The sequence below is a fragment of the Saccharothrix sp. ALI-22-I genome, assembly GCF_001984175.1.
In the GTDB taxonomy this organism is placed as follows: Bacteria; Actinomycetota; Actinomycetes; order Mycobacteriales; family Pseudonocardiaceae; genus Actinosynnema.
In genome coordinates, this window is record NZ_MTQP01000062.1 from 297319 (window position 1) to 323526 (window position 26208).

Consider the following 26208-nt stretch of genomic DNA (forward strand, 5'->3'; position numbering starts at 1 on the left):
CGTGGCACACACACGGGTGAGGATGCGGTGACGGAAGGGCTGAGCTGGGTCCCGAGCACCATCGACACCGGGCTGCCCAGCGCCGCGCGGATCTACGACTACCTGCTCGGCGGGGGCCACAACTTCGCCGCCGACCGGGAGCTGGCGGAGAAGTTCCTCCTCGCCCAGCCCAACGCCCGCACCATCGCCCGCCTCAACCGCGCGTTCCTGCGCCGGGCCGTGCTGCACCTGGCCGACGCGGGTGTGCGGCAGTTCCTGGACCTGGGGTCCGGCATCCCGACCGTCGGCAACGTGCACGAGATCGCGCAGAGGGCCGCGCCCGAGTCCCGCGTGGTGTACGTGGACTTCGAGGACGTCGCCGTCGCGCACAGCCGGATGCTCCTCGAAGACGACGACCAGTCCACCGTCCTGCAAGAGGACATGACGGACACGGACGCGGTGCTCGCCGGCGTGCGCGACACCGGCCTGATCGACTTCGCCGAGCCGATCGGTGTGCTCACCGTCGGGGTGTTCCACTTCGTGCCGCCCGAGCGGGACCCGGTCGGCGTGGTGGCCGCGTACCGGGACGCCGTCGCGCCGGGCAGCTACCTGGCGTTGTCCCAGTTCACCGCAGACCTGCAACCGGAGGAGATGACCGGGGTGGTGGCCGTGATGCGGCGCAGCGCGAACCCGATGTTCCCGCGCACCCACGCCGAGATCACCGCCATGTTCGACGGCTTCGACCTGGTCGAACCCGGGGTGGTCCCGCTGCCGCTGTGGCGCCCGGAGGACGGCGCCGTCGAGGAGGACGCCGACAGAGCCGGCATCTTCGCCGGGGTGGGTCGCAAGAAGTGAGCCGACATGTCGCCACCCGCTAGGACGCGGCGGCAGGACATCGCACGCGCGTGGATGCGGGCGGTCTACCCCACCGCGTACGTGCCGATGTCGCCGGTCGAGATCGAGCTGTACCTGCTCGAACTCGTGGACGTCATCGCCGCCGCGACCCAGGCCGAGCCGTTCACCGTCGAGCCGGTCGCCGTGGTCGGCGATCGGCTGGTCGAGGCGCACTTCACCGGTCCGGAGACGTTGCAGCGGACCGTGGAGGTGCTCGGGCACGCCTTGCTGTTCGCCCCGGAACTCCAGGACGTGCCGCGACTGGCGGAGAAGGTCGTCGCCATCCTCGGCTGCCTGAGCACCAGCTTCGCCACCTCGATGCGGATGGACGCGTTCAACCAGCAGGAAGAGATCAAGCTGGCGCTCCTGGCGGCCAAGCTCCGGGCCGAACGGGTGCTCAAGGTCAGCGAGGCCCGGTTCCGCGAGGTGTTCGACTCGTCCGCGTTCGGCATCGCGCTCACCGACCTGCGCGGCGAGTGCGTGGACGCGAACGCGGCGTTGGCCGACATGATCGGCGCCGACCGCGCCGGGCTGATCGGTCGGCGGCTGATCGAGCTGTTCGACCCGGCCGACGTGGACGAGCTGGTGAGCACGTACCGGGCCGTCGGCGAGGGCCGGGTGGAACGGGTCCGCGAGCAACGGCGGCTGCTGCGCGCGGACGGCGAGCCGGTGTGGGTGCACCTGGCGGTGTCGTTGCTGCGTGAGGCGGAGGGCAAGCCCTCCCACCACGTGACCATGGTCGAGGACGTCAGCGAACTGCACCTGCTGCAGAAGAACCTGGACTTCCAGCTCCTGCACGACGCGCTCACCGGCCTGTCCAACCGGCAGCACTTCCTCACCCGGCTGGAGACGCTGCACGGCACGTCACGCGGCGGGATCACGCTCTACTACCTGGCCCTGGACGCGTTCTCGGTGGTGAACAACGGTCTCGGCCACGCGGTCGGCGACCAGCTGCTCACCGAGGTCGGCCGGCGGCTCAAAGCCGTGGTGGCGGACGAGACCGCGGCGGTCGCGCGGATGGGCGGCGACGAGTTCGCCATCGTGGTGGCCAACTCGCCGACCACGCCGACCGTGCCGGCCATGGTCGAGCGGATCAACGAGGCGCTGGAGAAGCCGATGGACAACGGCGTGGCCCTGTCCGCCAGCATCGGCGTGGTGGACCGGCCCGCCGCCGGGTGGGACGTGGCCGAGCTGCTGCGCGCGGCGAACGCGACCCTGCGCCGCGCCAAGGCGGGCGGCAAGCGGCAGTGGCAGACCTACGACCGGCACGTGGACCAGCGGATTCGGGAACACCAGTCGCGGGCCGCCCGGATGCCCGGCGCGCTGGCCGACGGCGAGGTGGAGGTCGAGTACCAGCCGGTGGTGGACCCGACCGGCGGGCAGGTGCTCGGGCACCTGGCGCGGTTGCGCTGGGAGGAGCTGGAGCACGACGAGTGCCTGGAACTGGCCGAGGCGACCGGGTTGTCCCTGGCACTGGGCCAGTGGGCGCTGCGCGAGGCCGCCGGCGAGGCGACCGCGTCCGACGCCCTGGGCGTGCTGCACTTCGAACTGTCGCCGATGCAGTCGCGCGACGAGGACCTGGTCCACACGGTGAAGCGGACGTTGGACGAGACCGGGCTGCCGGTGTCCCGGCTGCGGATCTTCCTGGACACCCGGTCGATGCTCGACGGCACCGGCGAGGACAACGCGCAGGTGCTGCGGGACAACGGGATCGCCACCGGGCTGGCCCGGTTCAACGGCGGTCAGGCCGAGTTGTCGCTGCTCGCGGACCTGCCGGTGGACTCGCTGATCCTCGACCCGTCCGTGGTGCGCAGGCTGGCCGAGCGCCCGGAGGGGTTCCTGCACGACGCGACGGCGGGAATGGTGCGGCTGATCCGGTCGTCCGGGCGGTCCGTGCTGGTACCGGACGTCTCGACGCCGGAACGGGCCGCGTGGTGGGCGCGGGTCGAGGTGGACGCCGCGTTCGGCGACCACCTCGCGCCCGCCGTGCCGGGGTACGAACTGGCCCACTAGAGCCGCCGGCCCGCTAGACCTGCTTCACCGCCAGACCTGCTTCACCGCTAGACCTGCTTCACCGCGGCCAGGAGCTTGGTCAGCGACTCCTTGGCGTCGCCGAACAGCATGGTGGTCTTCGGGTTGTAGAGCAGGCTGTTGTCGACGCCCGCGAAGCCCGGCCGCATCGAGCGCTTCATGAACACCACCGCCTTCGCCTTGTCCACGTCGAAGATCGGCATGCCGTAGATGGGGCTGCTCGGCTCGTCCCGCGCGCCGGGGTTGACCACGTCGTTCGCGCCGACCACCAGCACCACGTCCACGCTGCCCATGCCGGGGTTGACGTCGTCGAGCTCCTTCAGGTTCTCGTACGGCACGTCCGCCTCGGCGAGCAGGACGTTCATGTGGCCCGGCATCCGACCGGCGACCGGGTGGATGCCGTAGTCGACGGTGATGCCGCGCTGTTCCAGCAGCTGCGCCAGTTCCCGTGCGGCGTGCTGCCCTTGGGCCACGGCCAAGCCGTAACCGGGGACGACCAGCACGGAGTGGGCGTAGCCGAGCAGGATCGCGACGTCCTCCACCGTGCCGGAGCGCACGGTGCGCTGTTCGTCGGAGTGCGCGATCGCCGTGGTGGTCTGGAACGCGCCGAACAGGATGTTGGTCAGCGGGCGGCCCATGGCCGCCGCCATCAGCCGGGTCAGGATCGTGCCGGACGCGCCGACGAGCGTGCCCGCGACGATCAGCAGCGTGTTGGCCAGCACGTAACCGGACGCGGCGACGGCCAGGCCGGTGAACGCGTTGAGCAGCGAGATCGCGATCGGCACGTCCGCGCCGCCCACCGGCAGCACGAACAGCACGCCCAGCGCGAGCCCGGCCACCGCCAGCAGCACCAGCAGCGGGCCGCTCCCGGTGAGCACCACGGACAGCGCGAGCAACGCGCTGGCGGCGGCTACGCCGATGCCGACCACCTGACCCGCGGGCAGCAGCACCGGCCGGGGGGTCATGATCTCCTGGAGCTTGAGGAAGGTGACCACGCTGCCGGAGAAGCTGACCGAGCCGATCAGCACGGTGAGCACGGTGAAGACCTCGAACAGCACCGAGCCGTCCGGGACCGCCAGGAACTCGGTCAACGCCACCAGGGCCGCCGCCGCGCCGCCGACGCCGTTGAACAGCGCCACCATCTGCGGGATGGCGGTCATCTTCACCGACCGCGCCGCCGGGATGGCCACCACCACGCCGGCGGCGACGGCGAGCAGGATCAGCAGCCCGTTGTTCACCGCGCCGTGCACGAACGCCGTGATCACGGCCAGCGCCATGCCCGCCGCGCCGAGCAGGTTGCCCGCGCGGGCGTACCTCGGCGTGCTCAGGCCCTTGAGCGCGAGCACGAAGCACAGGGCGGCCACCAGGTACGCCAGTTGGACCCAGGTGGGGGTCATTTCGCCTGCTCCCCGTGCCCCTTGGTGGGCTTGTGGCCCTTGAACATCTCCAGCATCCGGTCGGTCACCACGAAGCCGCCCACCACGTTGACCGTGGCCAGGAAGACCGCGGCCAGGCTCAGCGCGATCTCCAGCCCGTGCTCGGCGCGGCCGGTGATGAGGATGGCGCCGACCAGGATCACGCCGTGGATCGCGTTCGCGCCCGACATCAGCGGCGTGTGCAGGATGGTGGACACCTTCGACACGACCTCGAAGCCGACGAACACGGCCAGCACGAAGATCGTCACCAGGTCGATCACGACAGCTCCCTCCTCAGCTCGCCCGCGTGCGTGAGGCAGCAGCCGGCCAGCACCTCGTCGGTGAGGTCGGGGGTCACCTGACCGTCCTCGGTCATCATCATCAGGAGGTTGGCCACGTTGCGCGCGTAGAGCCTGCTGGCGTGCACCGGCATGCTGCTGGGCATGTTCTTCGCGCCGTAGACCAGCACCTCGCCGACCCACGTCTCCTCACCGGGACTGCTCGCGGTGACGTTGCCGCCGGACTCGGCAGCCAGGTCGACCACCACCGAGCCGGGCGCCATCGCCTTGAGCATGTCGTTGGTGACCAGCACCGGCGCTTTCCGGCCGGGGATGGCGGCGGTGGAGATGACCACGTCCGAGGCGGCCACCCGGTCCGCGATCAACTCGCGCTGGCGTTCCAGGAACGTCTCGGACTGGGCTTCGGCGTAGACGCCCTGCTGCGTTTCGAGGTCCAGTTCGAGGAACCGCGCGCCGAGGCTCTTGACCTCCTCCTTCGCCGCGGCACGGATGTCGTAGGCCTCCACCACCGCGCCGAGACGTCGTGCGGTGGCGATGGCCTGGAGCCCGGCCACGCCCGCGCCGAGGACCAGCACTTTGGCCGGCGGGACGGTGCCCGCCGCGGTGGTGAACATGGGGAGGAACTTCGGCAGGCGGTGGGCCGCCTCGATCACCGCGCGGTAGCCCGCCACCAGCGCCTGCGAGGACAGGGCGTCGACGGACTGCGCCCTGGTCACCCTGGGTAGCAGGTCGAGGCTGAACGCGGTGATCTTGTTGGCCACGAGCACCTCGATCAGCTCCGGCTCGGCGTTCGGCTGGAGGAAGCTGATCGTGATGTCGCCCTCGCGGAGGGCGGCGGCCTGCTCGGGGGTCGGTGGCTGGACGGAGACGACCACCTCGGACTGACCGGCCGGGTGGTCGGCGATGATGTTCGCGCCGGCTGCGCGGTAGGCGGCGTCCGAGGCGTGGGCGTGTCGGCCCGCTCCGGCTTGCACGTCCACCGCGAGCCCGGCACCGATCAGCGTGGTCACCGTTTCCGGTAGACCGGCTACGCGGCGCTCGGCGGGCCGCGCCTCGACGGGTATGCCCACTCTCACGGAGAGTCACCCTAGTCCGCCTGAGGTGATCTACGCCACACGTGTGCGTTCACGTTAACCGTACATACGTCTTGCTGAGACCGCGCCGAGTCCGCCGACGTGCGGGTCAGTGGATGACCGGGCACACGCCCTTGGTGTCGCCGGGGAAGAAGTTCGGCAGCAGCTCGTCCTTGTCGTAGTACCGGTGGAAGACGCTGGTGACGCCGCTGGACATCGGCGGCACGATCCACGTCCAGTCCGCCGGGCACTTGCGGCCCGCCGCCTCCTCCTTCTTGATGTGCGTGAGGAACCGGTCCGACTCGGTGTGGTGGTCGGTGATGGTCACGCCCGCCACCGCGAACGAGTGCAGCACCGCGCGGTTCAGCTCGACCAGCACCCGGTCCTTCCACAGCGACTGCACCGACGACGTGTCCAGCCCCATCCGTCTGCCCAGGTAGGGCAGCAGGTCGTACCGGTCCACGTCGGCGAAGTTGCGGGCGCCGATCTCGGTGCCCATGTACCAGCCGTTGAACGGCGCGGCCGGGTAGTCGATCCCGCCGATCCGCAGCCGCATGTTGCTGATCGCGGGCACGGCGTGCCAGCGCAGCCCGAGTTCGGCCAGCCACGGCAGTTCCGGATGGCCGATCGGCACCTCCAGCACCGCGTCGGGCGGCAGTTCGACCAGGGCCGGTTCGGCGTCCTCCCGTTCCACGATCAACGGCAGCACGTCGAACGGGCCCCTTCGGGCGGGCGGGCGCCAGCCCATCCCGATCGCCTTCTCGGTGAGTTCGGCGTTGCGCCGGTCGCCCAGCACACCGCCGTCCTGGCCGGCGTAGCCCGCGTAGCGGACCAACTGCTCGTTGCGAATCCTCGGCGCCGGGTGACCGGGTTCGTCGGGGGCGAACACGGTGATCACCGGGCGGACCTTGCCGCCGTTGCCGGCCAGCCTGAGGTGCTCGACGCACTCGTCCGCGATCTCCTTGGGATCGCGCAGGTCGCGCAGGTCGCGGACCTTGAGGCTGCGCCAGTACAGCCGACCGATGCAGCGGGCGCTGTTGCGCCACGCGACCCGCGCGCCGAACGTGAGCTCGTCGGGCGTGTGGCGGTACGTGCCGGTGGCGGCCACCTCGGCGTGCACCTCGGCGAGGCGGTGTGCGGCGGGGCCGAGCTCGGGGTTCTCGGAGTGGTGCAGTCGGATGAAGTCGTCGGCCTCGGCGAGGTCGACGGCGGTCTCGCGCAGGGGGATGGCTTCAGCCGGACACGAGGGGACGGGGGCCATGGCGGGACACCGTAGTTGCCCTTTAGTGGTTCATGCACCGCCGTGCCGGGCACTCAGGGGCCGCCGCAGCCTGCGGCTAGTACCGCACGACTCGTGCTTGATCGCACGGAAGAGTGACACATCCTGCGAAAACGAGTGATATTCGATCGTTATTCGCTTGAATCAAGCCAGTTACCTATGAGTTACATCACAGTCCATTTTCACCTATCGAGTGACAGCTTTGGCGGGGTCCAGGCCAGGAACTTCGTCATTCCCCGAACAGCAACGCTCGCCGGAACCGCCCGCATCGCCGCGTCGCGCATTGCCACCGCCACCGGGTTGCGCACCTTGTGCCCCACTCTGCCGAGCATCCGCGACGCCTTGGCGATCGATTGCGTGCGCGCACGGCGTCGCCGGTCGTATTCGGCGAGCGCGCCCGGCACGTCGGTGTGGGCGCACGCGGCGGCGAGCACCACGGCGTCCTCGATCGCCATGCACGCGCCCTGCCCGAGGTACGGCGTCATCGCATGGGCGGCGTCGCCGAGCAATGCCACCCGGCCCCGGACGTAGGTCGGCGGGGGCGTGGCCAGTTCGTGGATGTCGTGCCGCAGCACGGTCCCGGGCGGTGTCGCGTCCAGCACCGCCGTGATCGGGTCGTGCCAGTCGCCGACGAGCCGCCGCACCTCGCCGAGCTCGTCGCCCGAACGGCCACCGGCCGGCGCGACCGTGGCCGCGAACCAGCACACCCGGCCGTCACCCAGCGGCAGCACGCCGAACTCTGTCCCCGGCCCGAGCGTCTGGCTGATCTCCAGGTCACGCGGGAACTCCGCCTTCGTCACCCCCCGCCACGCCGTCGTGCCCGCGTAGACCGGCTCGGGCAGCGCCGGGAACAGCGCCCGCCGAATCCGGCTGCCGATGCCGTCCGCCGCCACCACGAGGTCCGCGTCCAGCTCGTCGACCGACCGCACGTCGGTGTCCGTGACCAGGCACGCCTCCGGCAACGCCGACCGCAGCACCCGGTGCAGGTCGGCCCGGTGCACGGCCACCACGTGCTCCGCCCGCGACGCGTCGAAGTGCGCGAGCGGCCGCCCCCTCGGGTCGCGGACGCCGCCGGCCACGCGAGGCGTGCCGATCCGCCGCACGTCGTCGGCCAACCCCAGCGCGGCCAACGCCCGCATCGCGTTCGGCATCACGCCCACGCCCGCACCGACCTCGCCGAACTCCGGCGCGCGCTCCAGCACGGTGACTTCCCACCCGACCTCGCGCAACGCCACCGCCGTCGTGACCCCACCGAGGCCACCACCCACCACGACCGCCTTCATCCCCCACCCCTTCTACAGCTGTAGATGCCAGTACTCTACAGCTGTAGAAGGAGGACGCACTGTGACGGAGCGCATGGCCGCCCTGGCCGACGCGGCGATCCACGTGGTGGCCACCAAGGGGATGCGCGGGCTGACCCACCGGGCGGTGGACGCGCAGGCAGGCGTGCCGATGGGCTCGACCTCGGCCTACTTCCGCACCCGCAAGGCCCTTGTCGAAGGCTTGGTGCAACGGCTGGTCGAGGTGGAGACCGCCGAGGTGGACGCGGCGGGCGCGGACGTCCCGCTCGACCCGGACCGGCTTGCCGAGAGCCTCGCGCACGTGCTCGACCAGTGGATGACCACCGGCCGCGAGCGCACGCTGGCCCGCTACGCGTGCCTGCTGGAGGCCACCCACCACCCGGAGCTGCGCGGCATCCTGGCCCACGGTGAACGGCCGCGCGCCCAGGCTCGGGCGCTGCTCGCAGCGCTCGGCGCGGAGGACCCGGAGCGGCAGAGCCGGGAGGTGGTGGCGTTCGTCGACGGCCTGCTGTTCGACCGGCTGGTCGGCGCGGGCGCGCTCGGCGCACCCACTCCGGGCACGCCGGAGAGCCGGGCGGAACTGACCCAGGCGGTGCGCGCGGCACTGCGCGGCGTGCTCGGCACGCATTCATGAAAAGCATTCATGAGATCCTGTCGCACGCCAGGGTGTTCATCACGCACTGCGGCATGGGCGGCACGATGGAAGGCCTCTACCACGGTGTGCCGATGATCGGCGTGCCCGCGATCGGCGAGCAGACCATGAACGCGATGCACCTGGTCGACCTCGGCGTCGGCCGGCACATCCCGCGTGACGAGGTCACCGTCGAAGGGCTGCGCACCGCCGTGCTGGAACTGGCCGACGATCTCGGCGTGGCCGAACGGCCGGCCGTGATCAAGGCCGAGATCCGGGCCGCGGGCGGCATACCCGCGGCGGCCGACGTGATCGAGTCCGCGCTGAAGTGAGGCGGGAGGGGGCGGTGCCGCCGGCGCCGCCCCCGTTCGTCTACGCGGATCTCTCCGAGCTGCCCAGGCGGGGGAACGGGTCGGTCGAGAACACGACCTCCACCGGCACCTCGAAGTACTGGGCGATGCGCAGCGCCAGGTACAGGCTGGGGCTGTACTCGCCCCGCTCCAGGTAGCCCACGGTCTGGTAGTGGATGCCCAACGCCTCGGACAGCTGCCGGCGTGACACACCCCGTTCCGCGCGCAGCATCGCGATCCGGTTGTAGACGTTTTCGCTCATCGCACCCTCTGCAACGCCGCCTGCCGGCGTTGCTCCATTTCCGCTCCGGACTCCCGGCGGGCCATCCGCCGCAGGATCGTAGGCGCCAGCAGGAAGCCGACCACCGCCCACACCCCCAGCACGCCGACCATCTCCAAGATCCGCCAGGACCCGCCGATCTCCGCTGCCGCCGCCGAGTCCGGCAGCAGCGCCGCCCTGGCGCCGTGGCCGGTCCAGTACACCGGGAACACCTGGGCCACGGCCTGCAACCACCCCGGCAGCGCGGTGATCGGGTAGAAGATGCCCGAGATCGCGGTGATGCCCATCATCGGCAGCATGGTGATGCCCATCGCGCTGCCCGGACTCCGGCTGATCGACCCGGCGACCGCGCCCCACGGCAGGGTCGACAGCATGCCGAGCGCCAGCACCGCGAGCAACGCGAGCAGACCGCCCGCTCCGGCGTCCGCCAGCACGTTCACCAGGAACAGACCGGGCACCAGGACGACCAGCAGGCCGAACACGATGTCCAACGAGGTCTGCGTGGTCCGGCCGACCAGGTAGCCGACCATGCCGTTGGGCACGGCCTTGGCGCGCAGCAGCGTGCCGTCCTCGCGGTTGACCGAGAGCTGGCCCGCCGGTCCGACCAGACCGCCGAAGGCCACCGACATGCCGAGCATGCTCGGCAGCGTGAGCGCGGCGAGCGTGACGCCGGCGGCCTCGACGTCCGAGTCGCGCTGGAACCACAGCACGGTCACGAACGAGATGGCGATGACCACGTTGAAGACCTGGTCCTCGCTGCCCAAGGAGTGTCGGAACTCGCGCAGCCCGCGTTCCAGGCCCAGCCGGGCGCCGTGCAGCGTGGGGTTCACAGGACCGCCACCTCCTCCTTCGCCTGCCCGCTCTCGTGCCGCTGCACGAGAGCCATGTACGTGTCCTCCAACGTGCTGCGCCGCACCTCCAGCTCGGAGATGCCGGTCTCGTGCTGGCGGAACAGGTCGCGCACGAACGCCGTCGCGTCGTCGGCCGTGTGCACGTGCCGCTGGCCGCCCTGCGTCCAGCGGATCTCGGACTTGCCCTCGACCTGGCGGCTGAGCTGGTCCGGGCTGCCGTCGGCGATGATCCGGCCGCCCGCGAGCACCAGGATGCGGTCGGCCAGCTTCTCCGCCTCGGCCAGGTCGTGCGTGGTGAGCAGGATCGTCATGCCCTCCAGGTCCGACAGCCGGTGCACCAGGTCGTGGAAGTCCCGGCGCGCGTGCGGGTCGAACCCGGCGGTCGGCTCGTCCAGGAACAGCAGCTCGGGCTTGCCGACGATGCCGATCGCCACGTCCAACCGGCGTCGTTGGCCGCCGGAGAGCTTGCTGACCTTCTTGTCCGCGTGCTCGGTCAGGCCGACGGTGTCGATCAGCTCGTCGGTGTCGAACGGCCGCGGCTGGTGGGGCGTGCTGTAGGGCGTGTAGTAGCGGCCGAGGTGGTGCAACAACTCGCGCACCCGCCAGCGGCCGTGGTCGCGCCACGACTGCAACACCACGCCGAGCTTGGCCCGCCAGGCCTCGTCACCGGTGGCCGGGTCGACGCCCAGCACCCGGACCCGGCCGTCGGAGGGCAACCGGAAGCCCTCCAGGATCTCGATCGTCGTCGTCTTGCCCGCGCCGTTCGGCCCGAGCAAGGCCACCACCTCGCCGGGGCCCGCGTCGAAGTCGACCCCGTGCAGCACGTCCGTCGTGCCGTAGCGCATCCGCAGATCGCGCACCTCGATGACCAAAGACCCTCACCTCCCCCATCAGAGTTCTCGGGCATTTTGTAGCACACCTGCTATCACTCGTACTAAGCCCGTTCCCTTACAGCTTATTTACTTCATGGCTTCGTGAATTTTCTGTAGTTTGCGAAGGTAGGTCCCTGAACGCACTGGGAGGTGTGCGAGATGACCGAAACGCTGTACTCCGAGCTGCCGACCGAACGCAGCACGCAGTTCGACCCGCCCGCGGAGTTGGGGTTGCTCCGCGAGACGGCGCCGATCAGCCGGATGACGTTCCCCGACGGGCACCTGGGGTGGCTCGTGACCAGTTACGAGCTGGCCCGGGAGGTGCACGCGGACCGGCGGTTCAGCAGCCGGGCCGAGTTGCAGCACTCACCGCGACCGGTCGGGGGCAAGGCGGTCACGCAACGGCCGCCCGCCAAGCCGGGCATGTTCATCGGGATGGACGCGCCCGACCACACCCGGTACCGCAAGCTGTTGACCGGGCAGTTCACCGTGCGGCGGATGAACCAGCTAATGCCGCGGATCGAGCAGATCGTGGCCGATCACCTGGCCGCGATGCGCGCTGCCGGTTCGCCGGTGGACCTGGTGGCGAACTTCGCGCTGCCGGTGCCGTCGTTGGTGATCTGCGAGCTGCTGGGGGTGCCTTACGAGGAGCGCGAGTCGTTCCAGAAGGACACCGCGAAGGCGCTGAGCCTGGACTCCACGTTCGAGGAGATCATGGAGGCGTTCGACCAGCTGGAGGCGTTCGTGTTCCGGCTGGCGCAACGCAAGCGCGTCACGCCGGGCGACGACATGCTGTCCGGGTTGATCGCCACCGGTGAGCTGACCGACGAGGAGATCGCCAACATGGGGATGCTCCTCCTCGTCGCAGGGCACGAGACCACGGCGAACATGCTGGGTCTCGGCACGTTGCTGCTGCTGCAGCACCCCGAGCAGTTGGCGGCGCTGCGGGCCGACCCGTCGTTGGTGGACAACGCGGTCGAGGAGCTGATGCGGTACCTGTCGATCATCCAGTTCGGCACGATCCGCACCGCGTTGGAGGACATCGAGATCGGTGGTGTGGTGGTCCGGGCCGGCGAGTCGGTCTCGATCTCCGTCGCCGCCGCCAACCGGGACCCGGCGCGGTTCGAGCGGCCGGACGAGTTCGACATCCACCGGCCCGCGGGCGGGCACATCGGGTTCGGCCACGGCGTGCACCAGTGTCTCGGGCAGCAGTTGGCCAGGATCGAGATGAGGGTCGGGTTCACGGCGCTGTTCCGGGAGTTCCCGGACCTGCGGCTCGCGGTACCCGCCGAGGAGGTGCGGATGCGGGACGACATGGCCATCTACGGGGTGCACGAGCTGCCGGTGGAGTTCTCGTGAAGATCGAGGTGGATCCGGAGCGGTGCGCGGGGTCGGGCATGTGCGCGTTGACCGACTCGGCGGTGTTCGACCAGGACGAGGTGGACGGCACGGTCGTGCTGCTGCAGCCGTCGCCTCCGGTCGAGCACGAGAAGTCGGCGCGTGAAGCGGCACACCTGTGCCCGGCCGGCGCCATCCGCGTAGTGGAGTGACGGGGGCTGCTGGGGCCGCCTTCGGGCGGTCCCAGCGGGCTACAGGGAGAGGTGCACGCGCAGGGCTTCGTCCAGCTGCTTGAGCACCGCGGGCGGCAGGCCGCCGATCCGGGCGCGGAGCCTGGCCGCGGTGACCGTGCGCACCTGCTCGGCCTGCGCCTTGGAGTCCGCGCCGAGCCCGCAGTCCTTGGCGGGCAGCAGCACTTGGAACGGGTACACCCTGGCGGTGTTGGAGGTGATGGGCACGACGGTCACCACACCTCGACCGCCACGGCCGGCGGCCCGGTTCGCCGCGTCGTTGCTCACGACCACGGCCGGGCGGATCTTGTTCGCCTCGGCGCCCTGCGCCGGGTCCAGGTCCACCCAGTAGATGTCACCTCGCCGCATCGAGGACACCGTCTTGCGCGGTCACGTCCCACATGTCGGCTTCTCCCCCGGCTTCCCACTCTTCCCACGCGTTCGCGTAGGCGTTCTCCAGGCCGGCTTCGCGCAACATCGTGATCGCCTGGTGTATCACCGACGATCGCGAGGCGCTGCGATGTTGCCGCAGGTAGTGATCAACGAACTCTACGTCTTCCTCGGGAAGGCTCACACTGATTTTCATACCCCTGATGCTACCTCCGGTATTACCCGGTAGCTACCTCCGCCAGCCCACTGCGCCGTGCCGTCTGCCACTTCAGCGGCGTCCCGTGCAACGCCGTGACCAGCGACTGGACCACCACGAGGTAGGTCAGCTGCCGGTACGCCAGCTGCTGGAGTGGGAACGCCCAGAGCGGTTTGAGCGACTCGCCGTCGAGCCGCAGCGCGTAGCCGGCACTGGCCGTCTGCACGGCCAGGAACGCCGCCCAGATCACCAACGCCCACGGCGCGTCCGCCACGAACGCCCCGTACAGCACGTACACGTCCAGCGCGGGCGCCAACACCGGCAGCACGACGTGGAAGACCAGCAGGTACAACAGCCCGAACCGCCCCATCCGGCCCTCCTCGCGCAGCGCGGGCCGGTGCTTCCACATCGACTGGAACGTCCCGTACGACCAGCGGTACCGCTGCTTGTAGAGCCCGCGCGCGCTCGTCGGCACCTCGGTCCACGCGCGCGCCGCCGGCTCGTACACCACCCGCCACCCGGCACGGGTGATCGCCATGGTCAGGTCGGTGTCCTCGGCCAGCGTGTCCGGGCTGATCCCGCCGACCTCGTCCACCGCGTCCCGGCGGAACGCCCCGATCGCGCCGGGGATGGTCGGGATGCACTCCAGCGCGTTGAGGATCTGCCGGTCCAGGTTCGAGCCCGCGCAGTACTCCAGGTGCTGCCACCGGCCGAGCAGACCGCCCCGGTTGGCGACCTTGACGTTGCCCGACACCGCGCCGACGCCGGTGTCGCCGAGCGGGCGCACCACCTTGGAGACGGTGTCCGGCTCGAACACGGTGTCGCCGTCCACCAGCACCAACGCGTCGTGCCTGGCCAGCGCGATGCCCGCGTTGAGGGCGGCGAACTTGCCCAGGTTCGACTGGCTCACCACCCGCACGCCGGGCAGGTTCAGCGCCTCGACCACCTGCGCGGTGCCGTCGGTCGAGCCGTCGTCGACCACGACCACCTCCACGTCGGCGGGGTGCTCGGAGTTCACGATCGACCGGACGGCGGCGGCGATGTTCGCCGCCTCGTTGTAGGCGGGGACGATCACCGACACCGGTGGTGCGTGCGGTCGGACCTCGATCTCGCGGTGCAGGCGGCGTGAGGTGTGGGCGAGGCCGAGTTGCATCACGGTGCGCAGCAACGCGAACACGGCAACAACGGCGCAGATGATGCCGAGGATGGTGGCGACCACGTCGCCGTGGCGTTGCGACCACGACTGCGCGTAGCCGGTGACCCGTGCGCCGAACCAGGCGTCGCTCATCGCGGCGCCCCGGCCGGTCGCGGTCGTCAGGGTGGTGAAGCGGCGGTCGGGCAGCGCGTCGGCCAGCAGGTCGATCACGCCCGGTGTGGTGCTGGTGACGTGCAGCCGGATGACGCGATCCGGGTCCAGGTCGGCGGCGATCTGCTTCGCGTCGTAGCGGTGCAGGTCCGGCGTGTCCGGCTCGGGTTCCGACAGTCCTGTGTGGACGTTCACGGTATCGGCCAGGGCGTTCTGCGCGAACGCCGTGCCGAGTCTGGTCGTCTCACCCGAGCGGAACCCCGAGACGCCGACCTCGTGGCCCTCGGCGACCATCCGCCGCACCAGCTCCGGGTGTTCGTTGACCTGTGCGCCGACCACGAAGAACGTCGCCTTCATGTCCCGCGCGGCGAGTTTGTCGAGCACGCGCGACGTCCAGCGCGGGTGCGGGCCGCCGTGGAACACCAGTGCCGCCGTGCCGTCCACCACCGGCTCGCCGGTGATCGTTGCTCTGATCGGCTCATCGGGCAGCGACGTGGCGTAGGCGTGGAAGCTCAACGCACCCATCAGCAAACCGAGCCCCAGCAGCAACGAGATCCAGTGCGCTCTCACCTGACGTGCTCGAACAGCGTCGCCGCCATCAGCGCGGACAAGCTGAACAACGATGTCGCCAACGCGATGCTCGCCGCGCGCATCAACCCACGGCGTCTCCCCGTCCGGTCGACGAAGACCTGCTCCTCCACCACAATCCCCCCAGCCTCGCCAGCGCGACCAGCAGACCGACGCCCACCGCCACCGCGAGGTGCGGGAACGCGCGGACCACCGGTGGCGCGACGAGAATCGTCAACTCCCCCAAGGACTTCCCCTGCAACGCGGCCACGGCCACCACGAGCCCCGCGTAGAGCAACGGGGGTGCGGGAACCACGGTCCACAGCCCGACCGGGCGCACCATCGCGGCGGCGAGCAACGCGCCGAACACCATCAGGACGCCGAGCACCACGCCAGGTTGCTCGCCGTCGAGCCAGATTCCCACGGAGGTGAAGACAGCCGACACGGCGACGGCCGCCATGCTCGGCAGATGAGCCATGCGGTCAACCACGCCACGCCCCCAGCGTCTGTAGGAATCTAGGTTAGGGGACGTCATGGGGGGCTTGGATGTTGCGCAGAACAGTCATGGTCGTGGCGCGGACCACATGGGTGCTGCTGTCGGTGACGGTGCTCGTGGCCGCCGGGGTGGCGTGGACGACGTACCAGGACGTCGACACGGGAGTGCGGCGCTCGCAGGCGGTGCGTGCGGACGACGTGAAGTCGACGTCCGGCGTGAACGTCTTGGTGATGGGCTTGACCACGCGGCGCGACCTGGACGGCGGGGTGCCGTCCGATGAGGTGATGGAGGCGTTGCACGCGGGGGATGTGGACCGGGGCGGGTACAACGCGAACACGTTGATCCTGCTGCACGTGCCGTCGAACGGATCGGCAGCAACCGCCCTGTCCCTACCGCGGGACAACCACGCCCCGCTGCTGGGTATCCCCGGCGGCCCGCAGCACGGAAAGGTGAAGGAGGCGTACGGGAGGGCGAAGGACGCCACGGAAAAGCACCTGGCAGCCGATCGCGTGCGGCGGGACCCCGCAGAGGTCGAGTGGCTGGGACGTGAGGCCGGGCGACGGGCGCAAGTGGAGACCGTGCGGTCGTTCCTGGATGTGCCGGTGGATCACATCGCCGAGGTGAGCATGGTCGGCTTCTACCACCTGGCACAGGTGTTGGGAGGGGTGGAGGTCTGCCTGAACGCGGCGACGTCGGACGACGAGTACTCAGGCGCCCGCTTCCCCGCCGGCAGACAGCACCTGACCGCCGAACAGGCTTTGGCCTTCGTGCGCCAACGTCACGGCCTGACCAACGGCGACCTGGACCGCACACGCCGCCAACAGGCGTTCTTAAGCGCCGTCCTGCATCGAATGCGCGACCAGGGCGTAAGCGCCCTGGGCCCGGTAGCCGAGGTCGCCAAGCAGAACGTAGTGCTGTCAGAAGGCGCGGACGTCCTCTCCCTAGTACAGGGCGTCCCAGGCATCCACTTCCAAACGCTCCCGCTGGAAAGCGACCCGTCAGTAGACGCCCAACCCGCCATCCGCGCCGCCGTAGCCTCCGCCCTCTCCCCACCCGCCCCATCCGGCGCCTCCGCCCAGCCACCCACCATCCCTTGCGTGGACTGACCGACTACCGAAGCCCGAGGCCTGGCCGGCAGGTACCCGTAACCCATCGGCCATTGACGCGTGATCGAGAGCTGATCTTGTCAGGTACTGTTCCGGCTGCTCAGCTTGGTGGAGCTAACTACACAGCATGAGAACTCTATTGTTGCTGCTGAGGGGCCTGAGCTAGCCATCAGGGCCGTTGGCCCCAAGGGAGCCAACCAGTGGGGGTCAGACTGACCAGGAGCCAGGGCCACACGCCTGTGTGGCCCTGGGCTACCCGCAGCGTCAGTGCGGGATCGGGACTTCCACAGCCTTCACCACGTCCGCAGCCTTGGCCGCTGTTGTGACCTCCACGTGGATGAGGTTGGTGATGGCAGTAGCGGAAAGCACCTTCCGCACGAGTAGCTTGACCGCCAGTCCGAGTTCAACTCGATGCCCCGTCCACCGTTCGATCGCCACCGGCCCATCGAGCAACGCGGGCACGAGCATGTGCCGATGACGCTGGAAGGATGCGGCACGGCCATACAGCATCTCGATCGCTACCCGGTTAAGCCAGCACCTTTGCTGCCATGTCCGTTGGAGCTGAACGCTGGCCAACATGACGTTCACGAGGTCCGGCAGGGCCAAAGCGCCGGGCCGGTCACCGCTGGGCAGACGGTCGAGTTTGCCCGCGTGTTCGAGCCACAGATGTAGGTCGTAGTCGGGGAACCTCGGCATCCGGAGCGCAGCCTTGCGCGCGACGTGCCCGATCACCTCGGATTCAGGCAACTCGTCCGGGTCGGCTCCGCGAAGCCAGCAGAGCAACGCCGTCCACGCGGTCAAGGCACGATCGGTCTCTTCCTCGGTGCAGTGGCGGTCCACGCCATCCGGCCGGTAGACGATAAGTAACTCGCTGTTGCTGGTCACGGGCGCTCCACGACATAGGAACCGATCACGAGGGCGTCGAGCCCGCACGTCTGGAAGGTGCGGACGGCGTCGGCAGGGCTGCACACGATGGGCTCGTCCGCACCGTTGAACGAGGTGTTGAGGACCACCGGGACGCCCGACAGGTCCTCGTAAGCCTTGATCACCGACCAGAGATACGGGTTGGCCTGTCGCTCTACGGTTTGCACTCGGGCAGAGCCGTCGACGTGCACGACTGAGGGAATCAGGGCGCGCTTGCCGTGGTGGACGGCGGCCGTAGCGAGCATGAACGGGTACATCAGACGGCCGGAGTCCCTGATGTCGAAGTAGTCGGCGGCGTGCTCGGAGAGCACCGCGGGCGCCAGCGGACGGAACAGTTCACGGCGTTTGATGAGCGCGTTGATCCGGTCGACCATGTTCGGATCGGTCGCGGTGGCCAGGATGCTTCGGGCACCCAAGGCACGCGGGCCGAACTCCATCCGACCCTGGAACCACCCGATGACCTTGCCTTCGTGGATGAGTTCGGCGGCGCGCTGGTACGCGCGCTCAGTGCGCCTGATCCGGTAGTCCTCCGGGAGCGCTTTCAGCGCGGTCTGGATTGTGTGCTCGTCGTAGCTCGGGCCGAGGAAGGCGTCCCGCAGCGTGTGCCGGTCCCTGCTGGCGTCGACAAGCAGCGCCGCTCCGAGTGAGGTTCCGGCGTCGTTCGCGGCCGGCTGGACGTACACCTGATCGAACCGTCCGGAGTCGAGCACTGCCGCGTTGGCAACGCCGTTCAGCGCAACCCCGCCCGCTAGGCATAAGTTCCGCAGCGGCACCAGCCGCTGTGCGAAGGCGAGGTAGCGGCCGATGAGATCTTCGGTGAGCCTCTGGAGCGCGTGAGCCACGTCGCGGTGCCGGTCGGTGATTTCCTCCCCAGGTTCGCGGGGTGGGCCGAGGAGATCAACGAGCCGGGCGCTGTAGAGCTGCCGTGCGCCGCTGGGCCGGGAGTGGTGGTCGAAATAGGCGAGGTCAAGCCGGAAGCGGCCCGTCATGTCATCGAACCGCGCAAGCCGGTTGACCTTCGCTTGCAGGCTGGACGAGCCGTAGGCGGCCAGGCCCATGACCTTGTACTCGTCTCGCTGCGGTCGGAACCCGAGATACCGGGTGATCATGCTGTAGAGGTAGCCGATCGAGTGCGGGTAGACGATGCTGTGCCGCCGCACGACAACGCCGCCGCGCCCCTCGAATATGCACGCTGTTTCGTACTCCCCGCGCCCGTCGATGGTGACAACTAGGGCGTCATCGAACGGCGACATCAGGTAAGCACTCGCGGCGTGCGCTCGGTGGTGGACCACCGGCACGACGCGGCACTCTGGGTGGAACATGCCCGACGAGCGGATACGGCCCGGCGCGGCGTTGCGATAGCGGAATTTCCCGAGGTCGGAGATGAGCGAACCGAGCGACGCAGGAAAGCCGTGGTAGAGGTTGGTCAACGGCAACAGCAGATGCCTGCGCGGGTCAACGAACAGCGCCACCCGGTCGACGTCCCGAGGTTCAAGGCCCGCCTCATCGAGGCAGTAACGGATCGCGCCTTCCGGGAACGCCTTGGTGTGCTTGGCGCGGCTGAACCGCTCTTCCTCGCCCGCGGCCAGTACGCGGCCCTCGGCGACAACTGCGGCTGCTGCGTCGTGCGTACCGAAGTTGACGCCGAGGACCGGTCTGCTCATGACTTGGTCGGCACCTCAATACGCTCCATGCCGCCGAGGTACCGGCGCAGGACCTCGGGGACGACGACAGACCCGTCGGCCTGCACGTTGTTCTCCAGGATGGCGAGCACGGCGCGGTCGGTGATTCCGGTCGCGGAGATCGTGTGCGGGAACACCGACTTGCCGTCGCGGCGGAACCGGATCTTGAACCGTCGAGACTGGAAGTCGGTGAGGTTGCTGTTGGAGTGCGTCTCGCGGTAGGCCCCGAACGACGGGAACCACGTCTCCGTGTCGTACTTCTTGAACGCCGGAGCGCCCAGGTCACCCACGCACACGCGCACCGTCCGGAACGGGAGTTCCAGGCTGGTCAGCAGGTCCTCGGCGTTGCGCTGGCACTCGTTCAGCCAGTGCTCGGAGTCCTCCGGGGCGCAGATGACGATTTGCTCGACCTTGTGGAACTGGTGTACCCGGTAGCCACCCCGGTTGGTACGACCGGCCGCACCTGCTTCGGTGCGGAAGCAGGGCGTAAACGCCGTGGCCAGGATCGGCAGGTCGTCCGCGTCGATGATGGTGTCGCCGTAGTAGCCGATCAGAGTCTGCTCGGAGGTGCCGATCATCGAGAGGTCGGAGCCCTCGATCTTGTACGTCTGGTCCGCAAAGAACGGCAGGTAGCCAGTGCCGAAGAACACGTGATCACGCGCCATCAGCGGCGTGAGCATCGGGGTGAATCCACGCTGGACCAGGAGGTCTTGGGTGTAGGAGAACACCGCCCACGCCAGGCGCGCACCCGCACCCCGCCAGTAGTAGAAGCCGGAGCCCGCGACCGCAGCGCCGCGAGCCAAGTCGAAGATCCCCCCGAGGCGATTCGCCACGGCCTCGTGAGCGCGGGCCTCGTCGGGTTCGACGGGATTGCCGACTCGGCGAAGCTCGACGTTGCCTTCGTCATCATCGCCGGGAGGCGTGTCCTCGGCGAGCAGGTTCGGCAGCCGTGCCCACATGTCGTCACGCGTTTCCTGGAGGAGCCGAACGTCCTCGTTGAGCTGCCTCAACTCCTCCTTGAGCGCCTTCGCTGCCTCGATGTCGACCTGGCCGCCCTTGGGCTGGGCCTTCTGCTTCGCACGGAGCTGTTCGGCCTGGACGGTCTTCTGCCGCAGCTCGGCATCGACCTCGATCAACTTGTCCACGTCAACGTCGGAGCCGCGAGAGGACACCGAGCGCCGGACGACGTCGGGATCGTTCCGAAGCAGAGCGATGTCAATCACGAGGGTCCTCCTGGGCTGGTAGATAGCTCGATAAGAGCCTATCGGCGGGTGACCAGCCAGTTCCTTCGGGTGATGCGTGACGGTGCTGAGCGTTCAACCAGGCCGAGGCCAGTTCGTGAACTGATGGTGCCTCCAACGGTGATCGAACAGCTTTGATGACTTGTCGCAGATGGCGCGGTGAGGACATGGTGATCACGACAGAAGAAATGCGAGGTTCTGTCACAACCCAGCGGAGGGGTGTCAAGTCGGCTGCGCCGGATGGATGAGCGGCCAGCGTGCCTCTGCGCAGTGGCGACATGCCTACGAACTGCAATCCACGCCGCTCGATGTCGTCCAGAAACAGCGCGGGCCAAGGTTCGGCCACGTTGTACTGAGCCGCAACACCATGCACGTCCTCGGCGAGCGAAGCGGCAGCCAGGTGTGCGGGTGAGTGGCAGTAGGCGATCACCTGGCTGACCCGACCCGACCCACGCACGACCTCCGCAGCATTGGCGTAGAACTCCATGACCGCCTGCGAGTTCACGAGGAGCGCCTGGTCCTGGGTGCGCTTCAGGTCGATCTCGACGGTAACGGCGCGCAACTGGTCAACACCGAGGTTCGTGCAGCTCTCCTCGATGGCGAGCATGATCCGCGACCGCATCGTTGCGAGGTCCGCTCCCAGTGGAACCTCAGCCTTGACCAGGTGCGAGACATCCGCCGTCGACGCCGAGTCGAGCACGCGACGCACGGCCCATTGGGTGCCCAGTTTCGGGTTGGAGTGGACCAGCCGCACCCCAGCCGAGACGGCAGCGTGCAAGGCCGCCATCCCCGGCTCGGACTCCTTCTCGGGACGAAGACGCCCAGCGACGAAAGTGCTCGTGCCGAAGCACAGCCGGTCCACTCCCACCGGTCAGACCTCCTGCGACTCGATCTGCTGGCGCGTGAGGATGCTCTGGAAGTGGACGATCGGCTTCTGCGGGCCTACGACCTTGTCGAAGCGAAGCTCGCCGAGCTGCTCCCGGTAGTGGCGGCGGTTCGGGAAGTCTTCCTCGAACTGCGGGCTTTCCCGGTACCCCGTCATCTGGGCGAACAACGCGCGCTTCTCGTCCAGCGTCGTGCCCCACAGCTTGGGCGGGTTCTTCTGGCTGATGCAGATCGTGGCCAGGCCCTGGGGGCTGATGCGCAGCTTCATGCAGCCGCCGCACGGGTAGTTCCAGGAGAACATGGCCAGGACGGCAACCTTCACCCCCGTGTCGCCGATCTCGTAGTAGTTGTAGCTCGGGTTGTCACCCTCGATCGACTCGCGCGGCACCGGCTTCAGCTCGCCCGCCTTGGCCAGCGCCGCGAGGATGGTCTCCTCGTCCACGAACTGGTCTTTCCAGAACTGCTCGCCGTCGTCGGAGAGCTGGGCCGGGTTGGACGGGAAGAACTGGTTGAGCTTGATCGCCAGTTGCCCGGGGCCGCCGCGGCTGTTGAGGTCCTGGGCGAAGGCCACGAACGCGGGCAGCTCGTCCAGGGTGCTCCGCATCGTGACGCACGACAACTTCGTCATGGTCGGCAGCAGCTCCACGGACCGCTCGATGCTGCGGAGCGTGTCGTTGAGGAAGTTCGCCCTGGTGATGAACAGGTTCTTCTGTTCGTCAAGGGTGTCGATGCTGATGATCGCTCGGGTCAGCCCGGCGTCAACCGCCTCGTCGATGATGCGGTGAAGCCGGTACCCGTTCGTCGTCACGATCTGCTGCGTGAACCCGATCTCCTTCGCGGCCCGGACGATGTCCAGGAAGTCGCGGCGGACGGTCGGCTCGCCCCCGGTGTAGTGCACCCGCCTGATGCCCACGTCGTACCCGGCCTGGAGGACCTGCACGGCTTCCTCTAACGACGGTTGGGTGATCACGCCCTGCGGTCCTGCGGGGAGGCAGTACCGACAGCGGATGTTGCAGCGGGACGTCAGCCCGAACCGCAGGTTCCACTTGCGCATACCGGGTGCGTAGCGGTTGTCCATGACGAGCATCTAGTGCTCTCCCTCTTTAGTGATCACGACGCGGACGCGGCACAGTGCCGTGTACGGAACGTATCGACCTGACAGCGGTGGGTATAGATCCACCGAGGGTTGTTCAGCGTTGCTCTCGCAGCTCGACCAAGCGCTCATCCAGCAGCGCCTCCAGGTCGGCGATCGAACGTCGTTCCAGCAACATGTCCCAATGCGTGCGGGGCGGCTTGACCTTCCGTTGCTCCTGAGCGGCATCGACACGCTCAGACTCAGCGCCGTGCCTCCTGCAATCCCAGGTACGAGGCAGTTCGGCGTCTTCGGCGAAGGGAACCTCGAACTCGTGCCCCTTGGGGCAGGCGAACCGCAGCAAGCGGCGCGGCGCGGGCTCGACATCCTCGTTCTCAAGACTTCCGGCACCGGCACCGGCACCGAGCCGTCGTCCCCGGAACGCAACGTTATGCACAGAACTCCCCCCGGTCCTGGTCCAGATCGGGCTCAGCAGCGTGGCGAGGAACAGGCGACAGGACCTTCCTCGCAACCTGGGCGAAGGTCCCGACGTGCACGTAAGTCGACCGAACGGGCGCAAACGGCGTGATCAGGTCCGGCGCATCCGGCACGCAGGCGACAGCCGCGTAGCTGTCCTCCCACGCCTGCACGACGTAGATGTGGTTCTGCGCAAACCTGTGGAAATGCAGCCCAGCGACCTCGCCGGTCGAACTCAACAACGGCAGCATCCCGAAACCGGCTTCGCGCCTCAGACGCGCGATCAACTCCGGGGTGCTCACCGCTGCCGCCCTGCCGCGCGCCTGGTCCCGAGTCGACCATCTCCGCACGCCTGGTAGAGGCTCTTGACTGACAGCACGCGGAAGGTCGTTCCGCCGGTCGCTGTGATCGTCATTGGCATGGTGTCTCCGTAGGTCGTGGACCGGGCCAGGACGCGCACCCGCGAGTTGGGTGGGGGAGGTGCGCGCCCTGGCCCGACGCGCCGGCTCCTCGTCGGGAGAGGGCCGGTGGTCGAGAGTTAGGCGGCTGGCTCGGATGATCGACGGTCGTTCGAGTGGCTGCTTTGGATCTCGTCCGAGGCCGTCCAGGCGAGGCGCGCGGCGAGGAAGGCCCGGCACGGCACGTTGGGCCGTCGCCAGTAGTGAAGCCGCCAGAAACGCCTGTCACGACAAGTCGGGCACCGGCCGTTCGCGTCCGGCTGGTGCGCATCGAGTAGCGCGTGCAGTGCACGGAGCAAGCGCGGCATTTCCGACCGGGCCACGGCTGCTACCGCGTCATCGCTGCCGACGTCGACCATGCGTGCGACTGCTGCCAGATCCGCCCGTAGGGACTGCTCCAGTTCCCGGTGCATCACGCGCTCGCAGGCGAACGGGGGTGCTGCGGGCGGATGTGGCCCGAGTGCTGCGCGAGGCGCACCAGCAACGCATCGAGGTCGCGGCGGTCCAGAAGAGCAAGACCCCCCTCTGGAGCCTGCAACATCACACCCGTCGGAAGGAACACGACGTCGAGTTGTCGGCGGCGTCCGAGTACATCGCCGCACGGCACGGACCACTGGTGCGGAGATGACGGCGGCGCGCTCTCCTCCGTCACCTCGGCCACACTGTCGCTCCCATCGGCTGTGTCCAACTTGGGAACACTCCCGAAGACACTCATAGCGCCACCTCCCCGTGATGGAAGTGACGCTATGAGTAATCGGTTTGGGTCCGGTAGGACGGCGCGTCCTACCTCGGTTCCGCAATCAGGTGATCGACGGCACGCCCAGCCGACGCGCGAGCCCGAACAGCGATGACGCGTTGACGCGACGCTTGTGGTTTTCGACCAGCTCGCCGACCACGAGCTTCGGCAACGTCTGGTAGCGAACCCAATCGGGCGCCATGCGTTCCATCGTCAGCAAGGTGTCGAGCGCCTTCTGATCATGACCGAGCCGCGCGAGTGCGTAGGCGCGGTCAGCCAGGTGGCGGGCGCTGGACGCTAGCGGCAACCCCGCGTCGCGGGGCATCTTCTTGGCCACGTCGAGGGCGTCGGCGTAGTTCTCCGTCACCACGTGGACGTCCACGGTTTGCATGATGACCTGGCTCGGCCCGAACGCGGTCTCGTAGTCGTCGCGGTCATGACCGATCCTCTCGGCCACCCCACCCGCCGATCGGATGAGATCCCGTGCTTCGGCCACTCGGCGAGCACGTCCGGCCGCCGTCGCGGCGGTAATCAGCAGGCTGCCGAACGCCGACAGATGCTCTGGCGGAACGTCGCCGCTTGGTTCGATGCTCGCCGCCGTGGAGGTCGACACTCGGATCGACTCGTCATAGCGGCCTTGCACGAGGAGTTGCCACGCGACCGAACCACGCAGCGTCGCGTTCAACAAAGGATCATCAGCGCCCTGCGAGGCCGTCAGCGCCATCCGAATGGCGAGGTACGCCGGGTCCGGTTGACCCATGTGCACGAGGGTGCAACCGGTGACCCAGTACAACCGGGCCATCAGGTCGTTGGCCGGGCTCGACTCCGCCGAGCTTGCGGCATGAACCGTGGCTCGCACCTGGGGGAGCGCTGTCGGCAGGATCGACGCGAGCAGCTCGTACTTCCCGCCCCAGTAGGCACCCCAGGCGTACTCGACCGTGCGCTTGGCCTCGTCAAGCGGTAGTGCTTCCCCGCCGATGTCTCCGAGGAGGTCATCGACCGAGGTCAGCGCGTGGCGGATCGCCACAACGCCCGCGTTTGCCTCGCCGGACGGCACCGACGCGCCCTTGGCGAGTAGCAACGACGTGTCGACGTCGAGTGCACGCGCGATCTTGTGCAGGGTGCCGATCGACGTTCCCCGACGGTTCTGCTCAAGCTTGCGGATCACATCGACGCTTACCCCTGCCCTGGTGGCCAGGTCTTGCTGGGTCATCTGCCTGCCACGAAAGCGGCGGATGCGATCTCCGATAGTGGTCTCCGAGTCCATCGGCGGAACCTCCCCGTGTCGCGGACAACACCCACGGTACGCACTACCCCGCCCAGGTGAGAACGTCGATGACGTGACGCCTTGCTTACGGCCGCTGGCGTACCAGCAGGTCACATGGCCTAACGCTTCCCCGTCGACGGCGTGGCGATGAAGCGGGGCGACCAGGACGGCCGCCCCTTCGCGCATCTGGGAAACCTAGGCGTCAGTCCACTGAAGCCGGGGTGCTCGCGGCTTGACGATGTCGGGATGTTCGGGGCCGTCCGTGAGAGCGGCGTTCTCGGCGCAGTCGTGTGGGGCGGCGGGCGAAGAAGCTTCCGTGTATCGGTCACAGCAGCGTTCCTCGTCGTCCTCGAACATGTTGTTGGCCAAGTCGATGGCGAGTTCGAGGCCCAAGTCCGGGCGGACCTGGAGGGTCTTGCTGCCGTCAGGGTTGAGCTGGTAGTGCCACTGGTGTTCGAGGTCGGGTCTCAGCTCGATCCTCTTGCGTCTAGCCACGTCATCCCTCCCTGCACGCCCCACTGCGTTTGTGCGCAGGGCGACGTGCTGCGCTTCCGCCAGCACCGCACCCTCCCCGGACGATGC

28 protein-coding genes and 1 pseudogene are annotated in these 26208 nt (G+C 68.7%); 8 read left to right on the forward strand and 21 right to left on the reverse strand.

All coding sequences use genetic code 11. The annotated features are described in order from the left end of the window. The first annotated feature begins 27 nt into the window (after positions 1-27). Positions 28-834, forward strand: a complete 807-nt coding sequence (locus ALI22I_RS23140) for an SAM-dependent methyltransferase (protein ID WP_077007608.1) — start codon at positions 28-30, stop codon at positions 832-834. Positions 835-840: 6 nt separating this feature from the next. After that, positions 841-2886 (forward strand): diguanylate cyclase domain-containing protein, encoded by a 2046-nt coding sequence (locus ALI22I_RS23145; protein ID WP_077007609.1) that lies wholly within the window; start codon positions 841-843, stop codon positions 2884-2886. 47 nt (positions 2887-2933) lie between these two features. On the opposite strand, the gene ALI22I_RS23150 is transcribed toward ALI22I_RS23145, so the two are convergent. The 5 genes from ALI22I_RS23150 to ALI22I_RS23170 form a co-directional block, all read right to left on the reverse strand. Beyond that, positions 2934-4301 carry an NAD(P)(+) transhydrogenase (Re/Si-specific) subunit beta gene (locus tag ALI22I_RS23150; RefSeq protein WP_077007610.1) on the reverse strand — a complete coding sequence of 456 codons (1368 nt, stop codon included), beginning with the start codon at positions 4299-4301 and terminating at the stop codon, positions 2934-2936. Further along, positions 4298-4600: an NAD(P) transhydrogenase subunit alpha gene (locus tag ALI22I_RS23155; RefSeq protein ID WP_238598518.1), complete on the reverse strand. Its 303-nt coding sequence runs from the start codon at positions 4598-4600 to the stop codon at positions 4298-4300. Before ALI22I_RS23155 ends, ALI22I_RS23150 begins: the two co-directional genes overlap by 4 nt. Further along, entirely contained in the window at positions 4597-5694 is a 1098-nt protein-coding gene (locus tag ALI22I_RS23160; RefSeq protein ID WP_077007611.1) for a Re/Si-specific NAD(P)(+) transhydrogenase subunit alpha, read from the reverse strand. The genes ALI22I_RS23155 and ALI22I_RS23160 overlap by 4 nt, the downstream gene beginning before the upstream one ends. A 106-nt stretch (positions 5695-5800) precedes the next feature. Further along, positions 5801-6952, reverse strand: a complete 1152-nt coding sequence (locus ALI22I_RS23165; protein WP_077007612.1) for a nitric oxide synthase oxygenase — start codon at positions 6950-6952, stop codon at positions 5801-5803. A 200-nt stretch (positions 6953-7152) separates the two neighbouring features. Continuing rightward, positions 7153-8253, reverse strand: a complete 1101-nt coding sequence (locus tag ALI22I_RS23170) for an FAD-dependent monooxygenase (RefSeq protein ID WP_077007613.1) — start codon at positions 8251-8253, stop codon at positions 7153-7155. A gap of 61 nt (positions 8254-8314) precedes the next feature. Here ALI22I_RS23170 and ALI22I_RS23175 point away from each other — a divergent pair, with 61 nt between their 5' ends. Beyond that, the gene (locus ALI22I_RS23175) at positions 8315-8905 is read left to right on the forward strand and encodes a TetR/AcrR family transcriptional regulator (RefSeq protein WP_083751941.1); all 591 of its coding nucleotides are present in this window, start codon (positions 8315-8317) and stop codon (positions 8903-8905) included. A gap of 11 nt (positions 8906-8916) precedes the next feature. Beyond that, a pseudogene (locus ALI22I_RS23180) lies at positions 8917-9234 on the forward strand (nucleotide disphospho-sugar-binding domain-containing protein); the annotation flags it as partial. Positions 9235-9274: 40 nt separating this feature from the next. On the opposite strand, the gene ALI22I_RS23185 reads toward ALI22I_RS23180, so the two are convergent. Genes ALI22I_RS23185 through ALI22I_RS23195 form a run of 3 tightly spaced genes read right to left on the reverse strand, consistent with a single transcriptional unit; the run spans position 9275 to position 11228 of the window. Then, the gene (locus ALI22I_RS23185) at positions 9275-9514 is read right to left on the reverse strand and encodes a helix-turn-helix transcriptional regulator (RefSeq protein ID WP_077007614.1); all 240 of its coding nucleotides are present in this window, start codon (positions 9512-9514) and stop codon (positions 9275-9277) included. Next, positions 9511-10362: an ABC transporter permease gene (locus ALI22I_RS23190; protein WP_077007615.1), complete on the reverse strand. Its 852-nt coding sequence runs from the start codon at positions 10360-10362 to the stop codon at positions 9511-9513. Before ALI22I_RS23190 ends, ALI22I_RS23185 begins: the two co-directional genes overlap by 4 nt. Further along, positions 10359-11228 (reverse strand): ABC transporter ATP-binding protein, encoded by an 870-nt coding sequence (locus ALI22I_RS23195; protein ID WP_083751958.1) that lies wholly within the window; start codon positions 11226-11228, stop codon positions 10359-10361. The genes ALI22I_RS23190 and ALI22I_RS23195 overlap by 4 nt, the downstream gene beginning before the upstream one ends. A gap of 186 nt (positions 11229-11414) precedes the next feature. Here ALI22I_RS23195 and ALI22I_RS23200 point away from each other — a divergent pair, with 186 nt between their 5' ends. Both ALI22I_RS23200 and ALI22I_RS23205 read left to right on the forward strand, forming a co-directional pair. Then, the gene (locus ALI22I_RS23200) at positions 11415-12614 is read left to right on the forward strand and encodes a cytochrome P450 (protein WP_077007616.1); all 1200 of its coding nucleotides are present in this window, start codon (positions 11415-11417) and stop codon (positions 12612-12614) included. Next, positions 12611-12805: a ferredoxin gene (locus ALI22I_RS23205; RefSeq protein ID WP_077007617.1), complete on the forward strand. Its 195-nt coding sequence runs from the start codon at positions 12611-12613 to the stop codon at positions 12803-12805. The genes ALI22I_RS23200 and ALI22I_RS23205 overlap by 4 nt, the downstream gene beginning before the upstream one ends. Positions 12806-12844: 39 nt before the next feature. Here the strand turns inward: ALI22I_RS23205 and ALI22I_RS23210 are convergent, their stop codons facing one another. The 4 genes from ALI22I_RS23210 to ALI22I_RS23225 form a co-directional block, all read right to left on the reverse strand. Beyond that, a complete protein-coding gene (locus ALI22I_RS23210; RefSeq protein WP_077007618.1) occupies positions 12845-13192 on the reverse strand; it encodes a type II toxin-antitoxin system PemK/MazF family toxin in 348 nt (115 codons plus the stop codon). Next, the gene (locus tag ALI22I_RS23215) at positions 13179-13409 is read right to left on the reverse strand and encodes a ribbon-helix-helix domain-containing protein (protein WP_077007619.1); all 231 of its coding nucleotides are present in this window, start codon (positions 13407-13409) and stop codon (positions 13179-13181) included. The genes ALI22I_RS23210 and ALI22I_RS23215 overlap by 14 nt, the downstream gene beginning before the upstream one ends. Before the next feature lie 22 nt (positions 13410-13431). Next, entirely contained in the window at positions 13432-15285 is a 1854-nt protein-coding gene (locus ALI22I_RS23220; protein ID WP_077007620.1) for a glycosyltransferase, read from the reverse strand. Positions 15286-15367: 82 nt separating this feature from the next. Continuing rightward, positions 15368-15760 (reverse strand): DUF6542 domain-containing protein, encoded by a 393-nt coding sequence (locus tag ALI22I_RS23225; RefSeq protein ID WP_143532372.1) that lies wholly within the window; start codon positions 15758-15760, stop codon positions 15368-15370. A gap of 86 nt (positions 15761-15846) precedes the next feature. Here ALI22I_RS23225 and ALI22I_RS23230 point away from each other — a divergent pair, with 86 nt between their 5' ends. Next, positions 15847-16884 carry an LCP family protein gene (locus ALI22I_RS23230; protein ID WP_077007622.1) on the forward strand — a complete coding sequence of 346 codons (1038 nt, stop codon included), beginning with the start codon at positions 15847-15849 and terminating at the stop codon, positions 16882-16884. Positions 16885-17148: 264 nt separating this feature from the next. Here ALI22I_RS23230 and ALI22I_RS23235 read toward each other — a convergent pair whose 3' ends face one another. The 7 genes from ALI22I_RS23235 to ALI22I_RS23265 form a co-directional block, all read right to left on the reverse strand. Then, positions 17149-17769, reverse strand: coding sequence for a hypothetical protein (locus ALI22I_RS23235; protein WP_077007623.1), 621 nt, complete (start codon positions 17767-17769; stop codon positions 17149-17151). After that, positions 17766-19472, reverse strand: coding sequence for a carbamoyltransferase family protein (locus ALI22I_RS23240; protein ID WP_077007624.1), 1707 nt, complete (start codon positions 19470-19472; stop codon positions 17766-17768). The genes ALI22I_RS23235 and ALI22I_RS23240 overlap by 4 nt, the downstream gene beginning before the upstream one ends. Beyond that, the gene (gene serS / locus ALI22I_RS23245; protein WP_077007625.1) at positions 19469-20713 is read right to left on the reverse strand and encodes a serine--tRNA ligase; all 1245 of its coding nucleotides are present in this window, start codon (positions 20711-20713) and stop codon (positions 19469-19471) included. Before serS ends, ALI22I_RS23240 begins: the two co-directional genes overlap by 4 nt. After that, a complete protein-coding gene (locus tag ALI22I_RS23250) occupies positions 20706-21518 on the reverse strand; it encodes a hypothetical protein (RefSeq protein WP_143532373.1) in 813 nt (270 codons plus the stop codon). Before ALI22I_RS23250 ends, serS begins: the two co-directional genes overlap by 8 nt. Before the next feature lie 84 nt (positions 21519-21602). Next, complete coding sequence (locus ALI22I_RS23255) at positions 21603-22703, reverse strand: radical SAM protein (protein WP_077007627.1); 1101 nt, start codon at positions 22701-22703, stop codon at positions 21603-21605. A gap of 103 nt (positions 22704-22806) precedes the next feature. Then, positions 22807-23145 (reverse strand): RNA polymerase-binding protein RbpA, encoded by a 339-nt coding sequence (locus ALI22I_RS23260; protein ID WP_077007628.1) that lies wholly within the window; start codon positions 23143-23145, stop codon positions 22807-22809. Then, positions 23138-23467, reverse strand: coding sequence for a hypothetical protein (locus ALI22I_RS23265; RefSeq protein WP_077007629.1), 330 nt, complete (start codon positions 23465-23467; stop codon positions 23138-23140). Before ALI22I_RS23265 ends, ALI22I_RS23260 begins: the two co-directional genes overlap by 8 nt. Positions 23468-24059: 592 nt before the next feature. Here ALI22I_RS23265 and ALI22I_RS49520 point away from each other — a divergent pair. After that, a complete protein-coding gene (locus tag ALI22I_RS49520) occupies positions 24060-24251 on the forward strand; it encodes a hypothetical protein (RefSeq protein ID WP_143532374.1) in 192 nt (63 codons plus the stop codon). Positions 24252-24423: 172 nt separating this feature from the next. Here ALI22I_RS49520 and ALI22I_RS23275 read toward each other — a convergent pair whose 3' ends face one another. Next, entirely contained in the window at positions 24424-25626 is a 1203-nt protein-coding gene (locus tag ALI22I_RS23275; protein WP_077007630.1) for a helix-turn-helix domain-containing protein, read from the reverse strand. Positions 25627-25821: 195 nt separating this feature from the next. Further along, entirely contained in the window at positions 25822-26121 is a 300-nt protein-coding gene (locus tag ALI22I_RS23280) for a hypothetical protein (RefSeq protein WP_077007631.1), read from the reverse strand. Positions 26122-26208: the final 87 nt, after the last annotated feature.